At 65.0% G+C, this 15,571-nt stretch carries 18 protein-coding genes; 4 read left to right on the top strand and 14 right to left on the bottom strand.

What is annotated here, in order from left to right; genetic code table 11:
- Positions 1-2 precede the first annotated feature (2 nt).
- From IC761_RS05820 to IC761_RS05805, 4 genes are read right to left on the bottom strand one after another with little or no spacing between them, the layout of a single operon-like run.
- Entirely contained in the window at positions 3-767 is a 765-nt protein-coding gene (locus IC761_RS05820) for an amino acid ABC transporter ATP-binding protein (protein WP_195802334.1), read from the bottom strand.
- Positions 764-1,621, bottom strand: coding sequence for an amino acid ABC transporter permease (locus tag IC761_RS05815; RefSeq protein ID WP_195802333.1), 858 nt, complete (start codon positions 1,619-1,621; stop codon positions 764-766). The genes IC761_RS05820 and IC761_RS05815 overlap by 4 nt, the downstream gene beginning before the upstream one ends.
- Positions 1,618-2,445: an ABC transporter substrate-binding protein gene (locus IC761_RS05810; protein ID WP_195802332.1), complete on the bottom strand. Its 828-nt coding sequence runs from the start codon at positions 2,443-2,445 to the stop codon at positions 1,618-1,620. The genes IC761_RS05815 and IC761_RS05810 overlap by 4 nt, the downstream gene beginning before the upstream one ends.
- Before the next feature lie 44 nt (positions 2,446-2,489).
- Entirely contained in the window at positions 2,490-3,413 is a 924-nt protein-coding gene (locus IC761_RS05805) for an N-carbamoyl-D-amino-acid hydrolase (RefSeq protein WP_246791549.1), read from the bottom strand.
- A gap of 183 nt (positions 3,414-3,596) precedes the next feature.
- On the opposite strand from IC761_RS05805, the gene IC761_RS05800 reads away from it, so the two are divergent.
- Positions 3,597-4,496: a LysR family transcriptional regulator gene (locus tag IC761_RS05800; RefSeq protein ID WP_195802330.1), complete on the top strand. Its 900-nt coding sequence runs from the start codon at positions 3,597-3,599 to the stop codon at positions 4,494-4,496.
- 23 nt (positions 4,497-4,519) lie between these two features.
- Positions 4,520-5,224, top strand: a complete 705-nt coding sequence (locus IC761_RS05795) for a type 1 glutamine amidotransferase (RefSeq protein WP_195802329.1) — start codon at positions 4,520-4,522, stop codon at positions 5,222-5,224.
- 42 nt (positions 5,225-5,266) lie between these two features.
- On the opposite strand, the gene IC761_RS05790 is transcribed toward IC761_RS05795, so the two are convergent.
- The 10 genes from IC761_RS05790 to IC761_RS05745 all read right to left on the bottom strand — a co-directional run bounded on the left by IC761_RS05790 (position 5,267) and on the right by IC761_RS05745 (position 11,407).
- The gene (locus IC761_RS05790; protein ID WP_195802328.1) at positions 5,267-5,734 is read right to left on the bottom strand and encodes a nuclear transport factor 2 family protein; all 468 of its coding nucleotides are present in this window, start codon (positions 5,732-5,734) and stop codon (positions 5,267-5,269) included.
- A 79-nt stretch (positions 5,735-5,813) separates the two neighbouring features.
- Positions 5,814-6,260, bottom strand: coding sequence for a tol-pal system-associated acyl-CoA thioesterase (gene ybgC, locus IC761_RS05785; protein WP_195802327.1), 447 nt, complete (start codon positions 6,258-6,260; stop codon positions 5,814-5,816).
- An 8-nt stretch (positions 6,261-6,268) separates the two neighbouring features.
- On the bottom strand, positions 6,269-6,640 hold the full coding sequence (locus IC761_RS05780) for a type II toxin-antitoxin system VapC family toxin (protein ID WP_195802326.1): 372 nt from the start codon (positions 6,638-6,640) through the stop codon (positions 6,269-6,271).
- On the bottom strand, positions 6,637-6,828 hold the full coding sequence (locus tag IC761_RS05775; protein WP_195802325.1) for a type II toxin-antitoxin system VapB family antitoxin: 192 nt from the start codon (positions 6,826-6,828) through the stop codon (positions 6,637-6,639). Before IC761_RS05775 ends, IC761_RS05780 begins: the two co-directional genes overlap by 4 nt.
- Positions 6,829-6,879: 51 nt before the next feature.
- Positions 6,880-7,794 (bottom strand): metallophosphoesterase, encoded by a 915-nt coding sequence (locus IC761_RS05770; RefSeq protein ID WP_195802324.1) that lies wholly within the window; start codon positions 7,792-7,794, stop codon positions 6,880-6,882.
- Between the two features lie 125 nt (positions 7,795-7,919).
- Positions 7,920-8,969, bottom strand: a complete 1,050-nt coding sequence (gene ruvB / locus IC761_RS05765) for a Holliday junction branch migration DNA helicase RuvB (RefSeq protein WP_195802323.1) — start codon at positions 8,967-8,969, stop codon at positions 7,920-7,922.
- Positions 8,966-9,385, bottom strand: a complete 420-nt coding sequence (locus IC761_RS05760) for a cytidine deaminase (RefSeq protein ID WP_195802322.1) — start codon at positions 9,383-9,385, stop codon at positions 8,966-8,968. The genes ruvB and IC761_RS05760 overlap by 4 nt, the downstream gene beginning before the upstream one ends.
- A 41-nt stretch (positions 9,386-9,426) precedes the next feature.
- Positions 9,427-10,044, bottom strand: coding sequence for a Holliday junction branch migration protein RuvA (ruvA, locus tag IC761_RS05755; protein ID WP_195802321.1), 618 nt, complete (start codon positions 10,042-10,044; stop codon positions 9,427-9,429).
- On the bottom strand, positions 10,041-10,568 hold the full coding sequence (ruvC, locus tag IC761_RS05750) for a crossover junction endodeoxyribonuclease RuvC (protein WP_195802320.1): 528 nt from the start codon (positions 10,566-10,568) through the stop codon (positions 10,041-10,043). The genes ruvA and ruvC overlap by 4 nt, the downstream gene beginning before the upstream one ends.
- A gap of 92 nt (positions 10,569-10,660) precedes the next feature.
- Positions 10,661-11,407: a YebC/PmpR family DNA-binding transcriptional regulator gene (locus tag IC761_RS05745; RefSeq protein ID WP_195802319.1), complete on the bottom strand. Its 747-nt coding sequence runs from the start codon at positions 11,405-11,407 to the stop codon at positions 10,661-10,663.
- A 206-nt stretch (positions 11,408-11,613) separates the two neighbouring features.
- Between IC761_RS05745 and IC761_RS05740 the strand changes: the two genes are divergently transcribed.
- Positions 11,614-13,359, top strand: coding sequence for a methyl-accepting chemotaxis protein (locus IC761_RS05740; RefSeq protein WP_195802318.1), 1,746 nt, complete (start codon positions 11,614-11,616; stop codon positions 13,357-13,359).
- Between the two features lie 107 nt (positions 13,360-13,466).
- Positions 13,467-14,891 carry a methyl-accepting chemotaxis protein gene (locus tag IC761_RS05735; protein ID WP_195802317.1) on the top strand — a complete coding sequence of 475 codons (1,425 nt, stop codon included), beginning with the start codon at positions 13,467-13,469 and terminating at the stop codon, positions 14,889-14,891.
- Positions 14,892-15,571: the final 680 nt, after the last annotated feature.

Raw genomic sequence — 15,571 nt, 5'->3', positions numbered from 1 at the left:
TGTCAGATCACAGCCGAAAGAAATGCCTTGGTGCGCTCCTCGCTCGGCGCGCCCAACACGTCCGTGGCGCGGCCCTGCTCGACGATCGCGCCCTGGTCCATGTAGACGACGCGGTCGGCGACCTCGCGGGCAAAGCCGAGCTCGTGCGTCACCACCATCATGGTCATGCCGCTCTTCGCCAGCTCCTTCATGACGGCAAGCACCTCGCCGACGAGCTCCGGATCGAGTGCGCTGGTCGGCTCGTCGAACAGCATCAGCATCGGTTTCATCGCGAGCGCGCGCGCAATGGCGACGCGTTGCTGCTGGCCGCCGGAGAGCTGCGCGGGATAGGATTCGGCCTTGGCTGCAAGCCCAACGCGACGCAGCAGCTCAAGCGCCTCGGCGCGCACCTCGTCGGATTTGCGGCCCTGCACCTGGAGCGGGCCTTCGGTGATGTTCTCGAGCGCCGTCTTGTGCGGAAACAGGTTGAAGCGCTGGAACACCATGCCTGTCTTCAGCCGCTGCCGCCCGATCTCCGACTCGCTCAGCCGATAGAGCCGCCCGCCCTGCTCGCGCAAGCCCAGGAGTTCATCGTCGAGCCAGATACCGCCGCTGTCGATCGCGGTAAGCTGGTTGATGCAGCGAAGCAGCGTGGTCTTGCCGGAGCCTGAGGCGCCGATCAGGCACATCACCTCGCCGGGCCAGACGTCGAGCGAGACGTTTTTGAGAGCCTGGAACTCTCCAAAGTTCTTGCTGACGGAGCGGATCGCGACGAGGGGTTTTGTCATCGCGCAAGCCGCAATGTGCCGCGTGCAAAACGGCGTTCGAGCAGCATCTGGAGCGGCGTCAGGATCGAGACGACGAGCAGGTACCAGAGGCCGGCCACGATCAAGAGCTCGATCACGCGAGAATTGGCGTAGTAGATGTTCTCGGCGTTGTGCAGCACTTCCGGATACTGGATCACGCTCGCAAGCGAGGTCGCCTTGACCATGCCGATGAACTCGTTGCCGAGCGGCGGGATCACGACGCGCATCGCCTGCGGCAGGATGATCCGGCGCAGTGCGCGCAGCCGCCCCATGCCGATCGCCTGCGCCGCCTCATATTGTCCGATGTCGACCGAGAGCATGCCGGCGCGCATGACTTCGGACGTATAGGCCCCCTGATTGATGCCGAGTCCGAGCAGCGCGGCGAGAAACGGCGTCATGACGTCGACGGCGCGCGCGCTCCACAGGCCGGGAATGCCGATGGTCGGAAACACCAGCGCGAGATTGAACCACAACAGCAATTGCAGGATCAGCGGCGTGCCGCGGAACAGCCAGGTGTAGCCGGCGGCGACCGTCTTCAGCACCGGATTGGGCGACAGCCGCATGATCGCGACGACGATGCCGAGGAAGATTCCGAATGCCATCGCCAGCACCGCCATCACCATGGTGTTGACGATGCCTTCGAGGATTACCTTCACAGTCAAGAAGCGGCTGACATAGGACCATTCGATCTGACCGCCCGCGAAGGCGCGCGCAATCGCGGCGAGCACGAGAACGATCAGGCCCGCGCTGAGCCAGCGAAACCAGTGCGGCTCGCGCGCGATCCGCATTCCCGACAGATCGGGAAAACCCTCCGCGAGTGCCGGCGCTGGCTTCATTGCGGCGCCGCGTTCAGCATGGGCTGGGTGACTGCATTGGCACCGAGACCCCATTTGTCGAGAATAGCCTTGTAGGCCCCGTCGCCGATCATGGCGGTCAGCTTTTCGGTCACCACCTCGCGAAGCGCCGCGTCATCCTTGCGGAACATGATGCCCTGATAGCCGATGGTCAACTGCGCGCCGATGACGCGGTATTTGCCGGGCTCCTGTGTCTGCGCGTAAGGCAGCGTCTCGCTACCCTGCACGGCGGCGTCGATGCGGCCCTGCTTGAGCTGGTTGCGGACGTCGATGGAGTTCTCGCCCGGCACGTATTGAATGGCCGGCTTACCGGCCGCCTCGCAATTCTGCTTGCTCCACTTCTCGATCTCGACCGGGAAGCTGGTGCTGCGGGTGGTGCCGACCTTCTTGCCGCAGAGATCGGCAGCAGTCTTCGCTTCACTCTCCGCCATCACGAAGAACTGTGGCCCGGTTGTCAGATAATCGACGAAATCGGCCGTCTCCCGCCGCGAGGCGCGATCGGAGATGCCGGAGATGATGAAATCGGCACGCTTGGTCTGGAGCGAAGGGATCAGCTCGGCGAACGGCGTCTCGCTCCAGACGATCTTGAGGCCGCCGAGCCGCTTGGCGAGCTCATTGGCAAGATCGATGTCGAGTCCGACCAATTCGTTGCTCGCGGGATCGCGATATTCCATCGGCGCGTAGGTCGAGTTGACCGTGAGTTTCAGCGCCCCCGCCTGCTTGATCTCCGCCGGGAGCTCGGCGGCCTGTGCGGAAGCGATGGCAGCGAACGCTGCAAATCCGAGAGAAAGCGAGAGGCGTGTCATGTCAGCTCCTTTGCCAACCTTTTCCGTTGCCAGCACCGTGCCACTTAGTCCGCGTCTAGCACGGCCGGCTCGATCACCCCGGCGCGCTCGGTGATCACCCGGTACTGCTCCGGCCGCCGGTGGGCGGCGAAATTGAACATCTTGTCCTTGCCCTGGCGGCAGAGGTCGAGATCGACGTCGGCGACGATCACCTCGTCGGTCAGCGTTGCGGCCTGCGCGACGACGCAGCCATTGGGATCGACGATGCAGGAGCCGCCGATCAGGCCCGAGCCGTCCTCGTCGCCGGCCTTGGCGACCGAAATCGCCCAGGTCGCATTCATGTAAGCATTGGCCTGCGTCACCAGCGTCGAGTGGAAAGTGCGGAGCGCCCCGTCTTCCGTCGTGCCGCCATTCGGATCATAGGCCGCCGAATTGTAGCCGATGCAGACGAGCTCGACGCCCTGCAGGCCGAGCACGCGCCAGGATTCCGGCCAGCGGCGATCGTTGCAGATCATCATGCCCATGATCGCATGCGCCCAGGCCGAGCCGGCACGGAAGGCCGGAAAGCCGAGATCGCCATATTCGAAATAGCGCTTTTCGAGCTGCTGGTAACGGGCGCCGGCGCGCGGCTCGACCGAACCCGGCAGGTGAACCTTGCGATAGCGGCCGAGAATCTCGCCGTCGCGATCGACCAGGATGGCGCAATTGTAGCGGCGGCCGTCCGGCGTCATCTCGGCATAGCCGACATAGAAGCCGACGCGCAGCGCCCGCGCACGATCGAACAGCCTTGCCACGGCCGGGTTCGGCATGCCGTGCTCGAAATACTGATCGAGCGCATCGCCTTCCAAAAGCCAGCGCGGAAAGAAGGTGGTGAAAGCAAGCTCCGGAAACACCACCAGGCTGGCGCCGCGGCTGGCTGCTTCCTCGAGCATGTCGAGCATCCGCTTGAGCGTATGCTCGCGGGTATCGGCTTTTTGCGTCGGCCCCATCTGGGCTGCGGCGGCGCGAAGGACACGAACCAAGATTGCCTCCAATCTGTGCGCAATGCTGCCTCAATGGGCGGTGAACCCTTTGATCCAGCGAGCAAATCCGAAGGCATTAGGCGTAAGCGGGGCTGCAAAAGCAATTCGCCGTGCTATGATGTTTTGGCCCGGAGTATAATCGGCAGTGATATGAACCTGCGCCAGCTCGAGATCCTGCGTGCCGTCATCCGCCACCGCACCACGGTGGCGGCGGCCGACGAGCTCGCGCTGTCGCAGCCTGCGGTCAGCAATGCGCTGAAGACGATGGAGGCGCAGGCGGGCTTTGCGCTGTTCGAGCGCGTCAACAACCGGCTGTTTCCGACCGCGGAAGCGATGGCGCTCTACAAGGAGAGCGAGGCGATCTTCGCGCTGCACGCCAAGCTGGAGAACCGCGTGCGCGATCTGCGCGAGAACCGCTCCGGCCATCTCGCGATCGTGGCGACACCGCCGCTCGCCTACAGCATCATCCCGTCCGCGCTGTCGGGCTTCCTGCGCCGCCGCCCGGAGACGCGTGTGTTCTTCGACGTGCGGCGCTACGAGGGCATCATCGAGGGCGTGCTCAGCCATGTCGCCGAGCTCGGCTTCGCGCTCGGGCTGACGCATCATCCCGGCATCGCGCATGAGGTCGTGCACACCGGTGAGATGGTCTGCGTGTTGCCGCCGCAGCATCCGCTCGCCGACCGTCCTGTCATCTCGGCCTCGGACCTCTCCGGCCTCCCCTTCATCGGGCTCGAGCGCGGCACGCGGCTGGGTGAGGCCGTGCGCGACAGTTTTGCGCGTGCAGGCGCGCCGTTCCAGCCGACCGTCGAAGTGCGTTATTGCAACACGGCCTGCGTGCTCGCGGCCGCCGGCGTCGGCGCCGCGGTGGTCGATCCGTTCTCGCCGCGGCAGAATGGCGGCCACGGCCTCGTCGTGCGGCCGTTCACGCCGACGACGCATGCAGTCGCCTATATGTTGTGGTCGGAGGCCGAGCCGCTGTCGCGCCTCGCCAAAGCCTTTCTCGGCGAGGTCCGCAAGAAGAGCACGCAGCTCGCGCAACCAACCAATTGACGGCACATTTCAGGCGACAACGCATGGCATGCATCACCATCATCGAGACGGGCCTGGTCCCGCAAAAGCATCGCGAGCGCCACGGCTCGTTCCCGGACATGTTCGAGCGCATGGTCCGCGCCGAAGACCCGTCAGCCGAGGTCGAGGTCGTCAGCATCCCCAATGGCGATGCGCTGCCCGATCCGGACAAGGTCGAGGCCATCCTGATCACGGGGGCAGCGGCCGGTGTCTATGACGGGCTCGACTGGATCGCACCGCTTGAGGATTTCGTGCGCACCGCGCATGCGAACAGCACGCCGATGGTCGGCGTCTGCTTCGGCCACCAGCTGATCGCGCAGGCGCTCGGCGGCACCGTGCGCAAATCGGACAAGGGGTGGGGAATCGGACGACATGTCTATCGTGTCGCGCCGGACAACGGTGTCATAGACGGCCAGGAGGTCGCCATCGCCTGCTCGCATCAGGACCAGGTGATCGAAGCGCCAAGCGACGCGCAGACAATCCTGTCGTCCGACTTCACCCCGCATGCCGGCCTGCTCTACGCCAATGGCACCACGATGTCGGTGCAGCCGCATCCGGAGTTCGACGTCGAGTTTGCTCAAGTGTGCTGCGAGCTGCGCGACGGCAAGGCGCCGCATGATGTCGTTGCCACGGCGAAGGCTTCGCTGGCGGAGCCGCTGGACAGCGCGAGGTTGGGTGGAGCGATTACGCGGTTTCTGGCGAAGCGCTGAGTTCACCTCGCCCCACTTGCGGGAAGAGGGAGAGGAAGCATTTCAGAACGGCGCGGTCCCCAGCCCCGCCACATCCGCCGGCCGCGGCCCCGGCGCAGGCCAGTGAAACCGCCGGTCCTTCTCCGCAATCATGATGTCGTTGATCGACGCTTCACGCCGCCGCATCAGCCCGTGCTCGTCGAACTCCCACTGCTCGTTACCGTAGGAGCGATACCATTGGCCGTTTCCATCATGCCATTCGTACTGGAAGCGGACCGCGATGCGGTTGCCGTCGAAGGCCCAGAGGTCCTTGATCAGGCGGTAGTCCTGCTCCTTCTCCCATTTCCGGGTGAGGAATGCGACGATGGCTTCGCGGCCATGGAACACCTCGGAACGATTCCGCCAGCGGCTGTCTTCGGTATAGGCGAGCGAGACGCGCACCGGATCGCGCGAATTCCAGGCGTCCTCGGCCATGCGGGCCTTTTGCGCGGCAGTCTCTCTCGTGAAGGGCGGAAGCGGTGGGCGCGACATGACGGCCTCATCGGTTGGCGGGGGCCGTAAATCTATCCCTGCGCGCCACGGAGTCGAGTGGCCATCGCCTATCGGGCGATCAGGAAATCAGATCGGCCTTCATCAGCACGCGGATCGATTTCGGGATCGGTTGCGCCCGGCCGCCGCTGATGAAGGCGACGCGCACCTCGGCCTTGACCAGGACGTCCTCGGCTCGCCGCACCTCCTGCGCCAGCATGATGGAGGCACCCTTCACCGCGACCGGCCAGGTCACGATGTCGAGCACGTCGTCCATCCGCGCGGGCTTAAGGAAATCGAGGTGCATCGAGCGGACCACGAAGGCGAAGCCGGCGCCTTCGGTCTCGACCTGCTCGAACAGCGCCTGCTGCTCGGCGCCCATCAGCCGCAGATGATTGGTGCGCCCGCGCTCCATGTAGCGCAGATAATTGGCGTGATAGACGATGCCGGAGAAATCCGTGTCCTCGTAATAGACGCGGACCTGCATGTGGTGGCGGCCGTGGCGGATCTCGCCGTCGAGATGGGCCATCGAGGTACTCATTGGATATCGGCAGCCAGGTTCAGCGACCGAGCCGCCGCAAGCAACCGCTTATCGCGTGTCCAGATTGAGGCCTCGGCCGTCAAAATCGTCGACGCCAGCAAGTGCGCATCGACGTATCCGATGCCCAACCCGGTTAGCCTTCGTTTGACGATGAACTCCAGGACTTCGTCATTGCCTGCGACCGTCGCCCTGGGGAGAGTGTTCAGATCGTCAAGCATATCGGAGCCCTTGGGCACGCCCCCTAGAAGCAATTCCCCGATCACGAACGGATGAATGACGATATCCCCGTGATTGAGGAGACCAGCCAGCCGCTCATCCGCGCGGCGGAGGTGGTCGACCCAGATCGACGTATCCGCCAGGACTTTCATTTGGGTCGGCGACGCGGCGGAGCCTTAACCTTGGGTTCGGTACCTCCCATCCGTGCGAGACGGCGCGCGGCCTCTCGTTCGACGAAGGCCTTCAAAGCTTCCCTGACAACAGCCGACTTTTCACTGACACCAGCGAACTCCTGCGCCTTGGCAAAGAGCTCGTCGTCGATCGCGATCGTGGTTCTCATGGCAATACCTCTACATCAAATATGGCATCATTTGATGTAGAATTCCATGCTTTACACGACCACCGGCCGCCGCCCCAGCGTCACCTCGACGATCTCCGGCGGCACGCCGAGGCGGACCGGGACGATGCTGCAACCGAGGCCGCCGGAGATGATGACGTCGCATTTCAGCCTGACATGACCATAGGCGAGCTGCCCGGCATTCGGGCCCCGAACGGCCGGCGACCAGCCGAGCAGGCGAACCTGGCCGCCATGGGTGTGGCCAGACAGCTGCAACGCGACGCGCGCCGGCACGCGCCACGCGATGTTGGGCTCATGCGCGAGCAGGATGACCGGCGCGTTGTCGGTGATCTTGGCCAGCGTTGCCGTGAGGTCGTCGGCACCGAAGCGGGCCGTGCTACGGAAGCGCTGCGCCGGCATGTAGGCGAGCTGGTCGCCGAGGCCGGCGAGCCAAAAGGAACGGCCGTCCTTGGTAAGGCGCATCGCGTCGTTCTCGTAGACGGGAATGCCGGCCGCTTCCAGCGCGCGATGAGCGATGGTCGGCCCATGCCCGGCCCGCTGCACGGCCCTGTCTTCCCAATAATCGTGATTGCCCATGACGGCATGAACGCCGAGCGGCGCCTTGAGGCCGGCCAGCACCCTGGCCCATTCACTCGACGGAATGATCCGCGCGACCTGGTGAACGGCGGCGACATAATCGCCGAGCAGCACGATGAGGTCGGCATTCAGCGCGTTGGTGCGGTCGACGATCGTCTCGATCCGCGCCAGCGACATCCAGGGATCGCAGGCATGGATGTCGGCGATCACCGCGATCTTCAACGGGAAATCCGCCGGCCATTGCTGCGGGGTCGGATGGTAGCGGGTGACGCGGAGCCGCATCGGCTCGACGCCGACGCCATAGGCGGCGGTCGAGATGCCGAGGGCGGAAAGACCACCGATGGAACGGATGAGATGACGCCGAGAAATCATGGAAGCCCGATCGTGATGCGCTTCCGTGATGCGGCCCGAATGGAGCGGAATTGGGGTGCGCTTGTGCAGATCATCTGCAAAGAGGTTACCGGAAGTTCATGACAACAGGATCGCCGCATTTGCGATCAATCGTCGCTTTCGTCGGTCCCGAACAGGCCGAACTGCGCCGCATCGCGCGAGGGTTCGGCGATGCCAAGATGCCGGAAGGCGTGCGAGGTGAGCAGGCGGCCGCGCGGGGTGCGCTGGAGATAGCCGCACTGGATCAGATAGGGCTCGATGATGTCCTCGATCGCATCGCGCGGCTCCGACAGCGCGGCGGCCATGGTCTCGACGCCGACCGGGCCGCCGCCATAGTTTTGCGCGATGGTCGACAGATAGCGACGGTCCATGGCGTCGAGGCCAGCGGCATCGACCTCGAGCGCGCTCAAGGCGTGGTCGGCGATCTTGCGGTCGATCTTGTCGGCGTTCGCAGCCGAGGCGAAATCGCGCACGCGACGCAGCAGGCGGCCGGCGATGCGCGGCGTGCCGCGGGCGCGGCGCGCGATCTCGTTGGCGCCGTCCGCGCTCATGCCGACATTGAGCACGCGCGCGCCGCGGGTGACGATGCTCTCGAGTTCTTCGATGGTATAGAAATTGAGCCGGATCGGAATGCCGAAGCGATCGCGCAGGGGATTGGTGAGGAGGCCGGCACGCGTTGTGGCGCCGACCAGGGTGAATTTCGACAGCTCGATCTTGACCGAGCGCGCCGCAGGGCCCTCGCCGATGATGAGATCGAGCTGAAAGTCCTCCATCGCGGGATAGAGCACCTCTTCGACCGCCGGACTGAGGCGGTGGATTTCGTCGATGAAGAGCACGTCGCGCTCTTCGAGATTGGTCAGGAGCGCGGCAAGATCGCCGGCCTTGGCAATGACTGGACCCGACGTGGCGCGAAAGCCGACGCCGAGCTCTTTCGCCACGATCTGGGCCAGCGTGGTCTTGCCGAGACCGGGGGGACCGACGAACAGCACGTGGTCCAGCGCCTCGCCGCGCTTGCGTGCCGCCTCGATGAAGATCGAGAGATTCTTGCGCGCCTGCTGCTGGCCGACGAAATCGGACAGCGATTGCGGCCGCAGCGCGGTGTCGCCGACATCGTCGCTGCGGCGCTCGGGCGAAACCATGCGGGGCGGCGTGTTCACTCGTTGCCTCTGCGGTACTTGTTCGGCAGCAACTCGCCGATCGTGACCACCTTGGGCGCGCGGCCATTGTTGGGCACGATCACCTTCGCCTTGGCATCGTAATCATGGATCAGCTCGCGGCAGGTGCCGCAGGGCGAGACGACGGCAATGTCGCCGGGCTCGCCGGGTTTCGGATGGCGCACGGCGACGATGCTCTCGATGCCGTGATCGCCGGTCTCGGTGATCGCCCGCCCGATCGCGATCGCTTCGGCGCAGATGGCGTTGCGGCCGATATAGGCATCGATATTGACGCCAGTCACGATGCGGCCATCACGGGTGCGCATCGCCGCCCCCACCTCCTGCCAGTCGTTGCGGTAACGCTGGCTGATTGCATCGGTCGCGGCGGCAATCAACTCCTTGTCCTTCTTGGTCAGCATGCGTGAGATATAGTCCTGATCAGCTCTGCGGCGAACATAGCCTATTTCGCCAGTTCCTTCAGGCCAAGCCGGATCAATTGCGCCGTCTCGGCATTCTCACCGGCGCTGCGCGAGGCCGACGCAATCGCCGCGGCGGCCTGCGGCTGGCCATAGCCGAGATTGACCAGCGCAGAGATCGCGTCCGCGACGGGGCGCGGCGCGCGCTGGTCGTCGACGGCGCCGGCGAGATGAACGACGGCCGGATCGACATTGGCAAAGGCCGGCGCCTTGTCCTTCAATTCTGTGACGATACGCTCGGCGACCTTGGGACCGACGCCGGGCGTGCGCGCCACCGCGGCCTTGTCGCGCAGCGCGATCGCATTGGCGAGATCGGCCGGCGCCAGCGTGCCGAGCACCGCAAGCGCGACCTTGGCGCCGACGCCCTGCACGGTCTGGAGCAGGCGAAACCATTCCCGCTCCTGATCGGTGCGGAAGCCGAACAGTTTGATTTGATCCTCGCGGACATAGGTCTCGATCGACAGCACGGCCGCTTCGCCCGGCGATGGCAGATGCTGCAACGTCCGCGCCGAACAGTGCACCTGATAGCCGACGCCACCGACGTCGAGGATGACATAATCCTCGCCGTAGGAATCGATCAGGCCCTTGAGCTTGCCGATCATATCCCGACCACTTTCAGCCGCAGCGCGGTGCTCTGGCGATGATGGGCGTGGGTGATGGCGATGGCGAGCGCGTCGGTGGCATCCGCCGATGGCGGCTCGGCCTTGGGCAGCAAGATCTTCAGCATCATCGCGATCTGCTGCTTGTCGGCATGGCCGGCACCGACCACCGTCTTCTTGACCTGGTTCGGCGCGTATTCGGCGACACTGATGCCGAACATGGCGGGCGCCAGCATGGCGACGCCACGGGCCTGCCCGAGCTTGAGGGTCGCGACGCCGTCCTTGTTGACAAAGGTCTGCTCGACCGCGGCTTCCATAGGTGCGTGCCGGGAGAGTACGGCCGCCAGCCCCTCATGGATCGCGAGCAAACGGCTCGCCAGCGGCAAATCGTCCGGCGGTTCCACCGAGCCGCAGGCCACATAGATCAGGCGGTTGCCGTCGGCCTCGATCACGCCCCAGCCGGTGCGGCGCAGGCCGGGATCGATGCCGATGATGCGAACGGGGACGCGAATCGGGAGCGCGGTCATGCGCCAGTGATAGCGGCTGGCCGGACGGAGCGAAACAGAAACGGAACGGAAGTAACAGGGGAAGTGGGGCTCTTCACCTCCTCCGAACGCCCCTACCCGCCCATCTTGGCGACCAGCGCGTCCGACACCTCGAAATTGGCGTAGACGTTCTGGACGTCGTCGTGGTCGTTGAGCAGGTCCATCAGCTTCAACAGCTTCTCGCCGGTCTCGTCGTCGACTGCGACCGTGTTCTGCGGCTTCCAGATCAGCGCGGCCTTGCGCGGCTCGCCGAACTTGGCCTCCAGCGCCTTGGCAACGTCGCGATAGCTTTCGGTCGAGGCGTAGATCTCGTGGCCGCCTTCGCCGGAGATGACGTCGTCAGCGCCGGCCTCGATCGCGGCATCGAGCACCGAATCGTCATCGGCGACGCTGCGGTCATATTCGATGATGCCGGTGCGGTCGAACATGAAGGAGACCGAGCCGGTTTCGCCGAGATTGCCGCCGGACTTGGTGAAGAAGGAACGGATGTCGGAGGCGGCGCGGTTGCGGTTGTCGGTCAGCGCCTCGACGATCACGGCGACGCCGCCGGGGCCATAGCCCTCGTAGCGGATCTCGTCATAGTTCTCGCCCTCATTGCCGAGCGCCTTCTTGACGGCGCGCTCGATATTGTCCTTTGGCATGTTCTCCTGGCGCGCCGCGATGATGGCCGCGCGCAAGCGCGGATTCATGTTGGGGTCGGGCGTGCCGAGCTTGGCCGCGACGGTGATTTCCCGCGCCAGCTTGCCGAACAGTTTCGACTTCTGCGCATCCTGCCGCCCCTTGCGGTGCATGATGTTCTTGAATTGGGAATGTCCGGCCATGCGTGGTCTCTTTAAGGAAGCGTGCGCCTGAGGAGAGCGTGGGAAGCGCGGCCTTATAGGCCGCCAACCCACCGGAATGAAAGGGGCCTCTGATACCTTAAGGTAGTACCGTAGCGGCCCGTGCCCAGAAGTCAGGCACCGTTAACCCTGATTTCATCCCGGCTTGCGAAAATAGCGTTCACCCGTCTCCCGACAAGAGTGACCTGATGGCGTTCGCATTATTTCGGAAGCGTCTGCCGGACATGGCCGCGCCCGCGGCCCCGCAGCCGGCCCAGCCGGCGGCCAGTTCCGAGCCAGCCCCAGCCGTCGAGGCCGATTCGGCCCGGGAAATCCTGGAACTCCTGGAACTCGAGCTTGGGGCGATGATCCGCCAGCTCGAGCGTGCCGCCAATTCGGTCGCCGGCGGCGCCGAGGCGACTGCCGCGACGCTGGCCGACATCCGCCAGCGCACCGACGCCCTGACCGGCCGGACCAACGCCGCGCAATCGACCGCCTCGACCTTTGCCCACGCCGCCGACAAGTTCACCCAGTCCGCGCAGGGCATCGGTGCGCAGGTGCGCGCGGCGGGCAAGCTCGCCGACGAAGCCAGTGCCGCGGCGCAGGAAGCCCGCGCCAATGTCGACCGCCTGCGTGAATCCTCCGCGGCGATCGGCAATGTCGTCAATCTGATCGCCCAGATCGCGCGGCAGACCACGCTGCTCGCGCTCAACTCGACCATCGAGGCCGCGCGCGCAGGCGAAGCCGGCAGGGGCTTTGCGGTCGTCGCCACCGAGGTCAAGGCGCTGGCGGTGCAGACCCAGGGCGCAACCGAAGAGATCACCAAAAAGATCGACGCCCTCCAGCGCGATGCCGCGGGCTCCGCGGAGGCGGTGCATCGCATCTCGCAGGCGATCGAGGCGATCCGCCCGGTGTTCGACACCGTCAACGGCGCAGTCGCCGAGCAGAACGCCACCACCAGCGAGGTCTCCGGCAACGCGGCGAGCGCCTCGGACTTCATCGTCGCGGTCGGTGAGAGCGCGGCCGAGATCGACGCCGCGACCAAGGCGGCCGAGTCCCATGGCGAGAACGTCGCCAGCGCCGGCAAGGCGGTGACCACCTTCGCGCAGAAGCTGAAATCGCGCTGCGCGGTGCTGCTCAAGCAGAGCGAGCACGACGATCGCCGCAAGACCGAGCGGCTGCCGTGCCATCTCAAATTCGAGAGCGCGCGCGGCGTGCTGCCGGTCTACGAGATCGCAATGGACGGCGTGCTGATCGGCGGCGCGGAGGCAGGCCGGCTCGCCCCTCAGGCGATCGTCGACGGCACCCTCGAAGGCGTCGGCACTTGTCGGCTGCGCGTGATCGAGCAGGCCAAGGCCGGCGCGCGCACGCAATTCGTCAGCCCCAATGCCGAGCTCCGCGAGAAGATCGAGGACAGGCTCTGGTCGATCCACGAGGAGAACACCGAGTTCGTCACCCGCGCCATGGAAGCCGGTAACGCGCTGACGAAGATCTTCGAGCAGGCCGTGGCCCGCGGCGAGATCAGGATCGACGATCTCTTCGACACAGACTACGCGGAAATCGCCGGCACCAATCCACAGCAGTACCGGACAAAATATCTGGACTGGGCCGACCGCGCGCTGCCGCCGCTCCAGGAGGCTTTCCTCGTCAAGGAGCCGCGCATGGCGTTCTGCGCCATGGTCGACCGCAACGGCTTCCTGCCGGTGCACAACAAGATCTATTCGCATCCGCAGCGGCCGGGCGACACCGCCTGGAACACCGCCAACAGCCGCAACCGGCGGATCTTCAACGATCCGGCGGGGTTGGCCGCCGCGCGCAACCTGCGCTCGTACCTGGTCCAGAGCTATGCGCGCGACATGGGCAACGGCAACACCGTGATGATGCGCGAGATCGACGTCCCAATCCGCGTGCAGGGCCGGCACTGGGGCGGATTCCGCACCGCTTACAAGCTGTAGTGCACGCTCAGGCAAGACGCCAAAGCGCGAATCACCTTCTTAAGCGGAATTGAAATGGGAATGCCGCAGGGAGCCGGCGAACGGCTCCGACTTGAGGAAGCCCCTGCATGTCCGTTGCGCAAGTTGCAGTCCTGGACACCGGATCGAACCGGACCCTGGCCGAACGCCTGATCGACCAGCTCGCCGACCGCATCGGCGGTCTCGGTGTCGAGCTCGCCGACATCGCCGGCAATGTCCAGGAGGTCGCCAACCGCGTCGCCAACCAGTCGGAGCGGTTTCACCACCTCCAGACGACGGCGGAGACCATGGTCTCCGCCAACCGCGACATCGCCAACGCCTCACAGGCGGTGCAATCGACCACCTCCGCAGCGGTCGGCGAGATCGCGCAGTCGCGCAGCGCGGTCGATGCCGCCGTCAGCCACATCGCCGAGCTCGTCGCAGCGGTGGGGCGGATCGAGGCGCGCCTGAGCGCGGTCGGCTCTGCATTGGCGCAGGTCGCCAAAGTGTCGGGATCGATCGAGGCCATTGCAAAACAGACCAATCTGCTGGCGCTGAACGCGACGATCGAAGCCGCGCGTGCCGGCAATGCCGGACGCGGCTTCGCCGTGGTCGCAAGCGAGGTGAAAAACCTCGCGGAAGCCACCCGCCAGGCCACGCATGAGATCTCCGACACCGTGCGCGACCTCGACGGCCAGATCGAAGGCCTGATCGGCGAGAGCAGCGACGCCTCGCAGCGTGCCAAGACCGCCGGCGAAGGCGCCCAGCAGATCTCCGGCATCATCTCACGGGTCCAGCAGGGCTTCGCCTCGGTGGAGGCGGAGATCGGCAACGTCACGCGCGCGGCGACCTCCAATCTCGGCCATTGCGACACCGTGATCTCCGAGCTCAACGCGCTTGCCAGGGGCGTCGACCTCTCCTCGCGTGATCTCAAGAGCGCCGACCAGCGGGTCACAAGACTGCTCGACACCTCCGAAGGCCTGATCGCGCTGATCGCCGACAGCGGCGTGGAGACCTCGGACGCGCCGCTGATCCGTGTCGTCGTCGAGACCGCGAAGCGGATCTCGGCCGAATTCGAGGCCGCGATCGATCGCGGCGAGATCACGCTCGACCGGCTGATGGACGAAACCTACCGCGAGATCGCCGGCACCGATCCCAAGCAGTACACCACCGCCTATGTCGACTTCACCGACCGCGTGCTGCCCGCGATCCAGGACCCGATCCAGAAATCCGATCCCCGCATCGTGTTCTGCGTCGCCTGGGCCAAGGGCGGGTACCTGCCGACCCACAATCCGAACTACCGCCTGCCGCAGGGCAAGGACCCGGTCTGGAACAACGCCAATTGTCGCAACCGCCGCCTGTTCAGCGATCGCGCGGTGAAGAAGGTCGCGGCCAACACAAAACCGTTCCTGCTCCAGACCTACCGCCGCGACATGGGCGGCGGGCAGTTCGTGCTGATGAAGGACCTGTCCTCGCCGATCACGGTCCGCGGCAGGCACTGGGGCGCGTTCCGGATGGGATTCCGGCAGGGCTGACGGCCGTCGCGGCGGCCCTCACATCAAAATCCGAAAAACAACCCCATGCACAGTAGCCGGCGCGCCGAAAATCAACGACTTGGCGCCCATCACGCTCCAGGCGCCCGATGAACGGTTGACCCGTCGGGCAAAACAGGCGCATAATGCTACTATTCCGAAATTGCATGTTCCCTTCCTTCTCCCCTTGTGGGAGAAGGTGGCGCGTAGCGCCGGATGAGGGGTTCTATCCGCGCTCACGAGTATCGTAGGGTGGGCAAAGCGAAGCGTGCCCACGCGTCTGTGACGTCTTGCAAAGATCGTGGGCACGGCGCAAGAGCGCCTTTGCCCACCCTACAATTCCGGACTCGCGGAGAGAACCCCTCACCCAAGTGAGGTTGCGTCTCCCAGCGGTGCTGCCCTCTCCCGCAAGGGGAGAGGGCACAGCAACGAGTTGTCGCGATTCATCCTGTGCCGATGCTCGCCACCCGATTTTTCCAAACGCACGCATTTCGTCATCGCATGAACTTGCGCATTCGCACGATCGTCTGCGGCGATCAACGACGCACATGACGAAAAAGCATCAAAACATGACGATTATCATTCCAATTAGCTCAAAACCGCCGCAGCGATCGGCGCACAAATTCGTGAACGTCATGGCCTGACGCGCTGGCTGCGCAAATATGCATTGCGAAGAAATTCGA

This window comes from Bradyrhizobium commune (assembly GCF_015624505.1).
Taxonomy (GTDB): Bacteria; Pseudomonadota; Alphaproteobacteria; order Rhizobiales; family Xanthobacteraceae; genus Bradyrhizobium; species Bradyrhizobium commune.
The sequence above is the reverse complement of the archived record's forward strand: the minus strand, read 5'-3'. Positions and strand labels throughout refer to the sequence as shown.

Bases quoted from the DNA above. Each gene is read 5' to 3' on its own strand.
- ybgC (WP_195802327.1), bottom strand. From the start codon at position 6,260: ATGGCCCATCTCGACGGCGAGATCCGCCACGGCCGCCACCACATGCAG.
- IC761_RS05745 (WP_195802319.1), bottom strand. From the start codon at position 11,407: ATGGCCGGACATTCCCAATTCAAGAACATCATGCACCGCAAGGGGCGG.
- IC761_RS05775 (WP_195802325.1), bottom strand. From the start codon at position 6,828: ATGAGAACCACGATCGCGATCGACGACGAGCTCTTTGCCAAGGCGCAG.
- IC761_RS05735 (WP_195802317.1), top strand. From the start codon at position 13,467: ATGTCCGTTGCGCAAGTTGCAGTCCTGGACACCGGATCGAACCGGACC.
- IC761_RS05740 (WP_195802318.1), top strand. From the start codon at position 11,614: ATGGCGTTCGCATTATTTCGGAAGCGTCTGCCGGACATGGCCGCGCCC.
- IC761_RS05770 (WP_195802324.1), bottom strand. From the start codon at position 7,794: ATGATTTCTCGGCGTCATCTCATCCGTTCCATCGGTGGTCTTTCCGCC.
- IC761_RS05810 (WP_195802332.1), bottom strand. From the start codon at position 2,445: ATGACACGCCTCTCGCTTTCTCTCGGATTTGCAGCGTTCGCTGCCATC.
- IC761_RS05790 (WP_195802328.1), bottom strand. From the start codon at position 5,734: ATGTCGCGCCCACCGCTTCCGCCCTTCACGAGAGAGACTGCCGCGCAA.
- ruvC (WP_195802320.1), bottom strand. From the start codon at position 10,568: ATGACCGCGCTCCCGATTCGCGTCCCCGTTCGCATCATCGGCATCGAT.
- IC761_RS05815 (WP_195802333.1), bottom strand. From the start codon at position 1,621: ATGAAGCCAGCGCCGGCACTCGCGGAGGGTTTTCCCGATCTGTCGGGA.
- IC761_RS05795 (WP_195802329.1), top strand. From the start codon at position 4,520: ATGGCATGCATCACCATCATCGAGACGGGCCTGGTCCCGCAAAAGCAT.
- IC761_RS05820 (WP_195802334.1), bottom strand. From the start codon at position 767: ATGACAAAACCCCTCGTCGCGATCCGCTCCGTCAGCAAGAACTTTGGA.
- IC761_RS05800 (WP_195802330.1), top strand. From the start codon at position 3,597: ATGAACCTGCGCCAGCTCGAGATCCTGCGTGCCGTCATCCGCCACCGC.
- IC761_RS05760 (WP_195802322.1), bottom strand. From the start codon at position 9,385: ATGCTGACCAAGAAGGACAAGGAGTTGATTGCCGCCGCGACCGATGCA.
- IC761_RS05805 (WP_246791549.1), bottom strand. From the start codon at position 3,413: ATGGGGCCGACGCAAAAAGCCGATACCCGCGAGCATACGCTCAAGCGG.
- IC761_RS05780 (WP_195802326.1), bottom strand. From the start codon at position 6,640: ATGAAAGTCCTGGCGGATACGTCGATCTGGGTCGACCACCTCCGCCGC.
- ruvA (WP_195802321.1), bottom strand. From the start codon at position 10,044: ATGATCGGCAAGCTCAAGGGCCTGATCGATTCCTACGGCGAGGATTAT.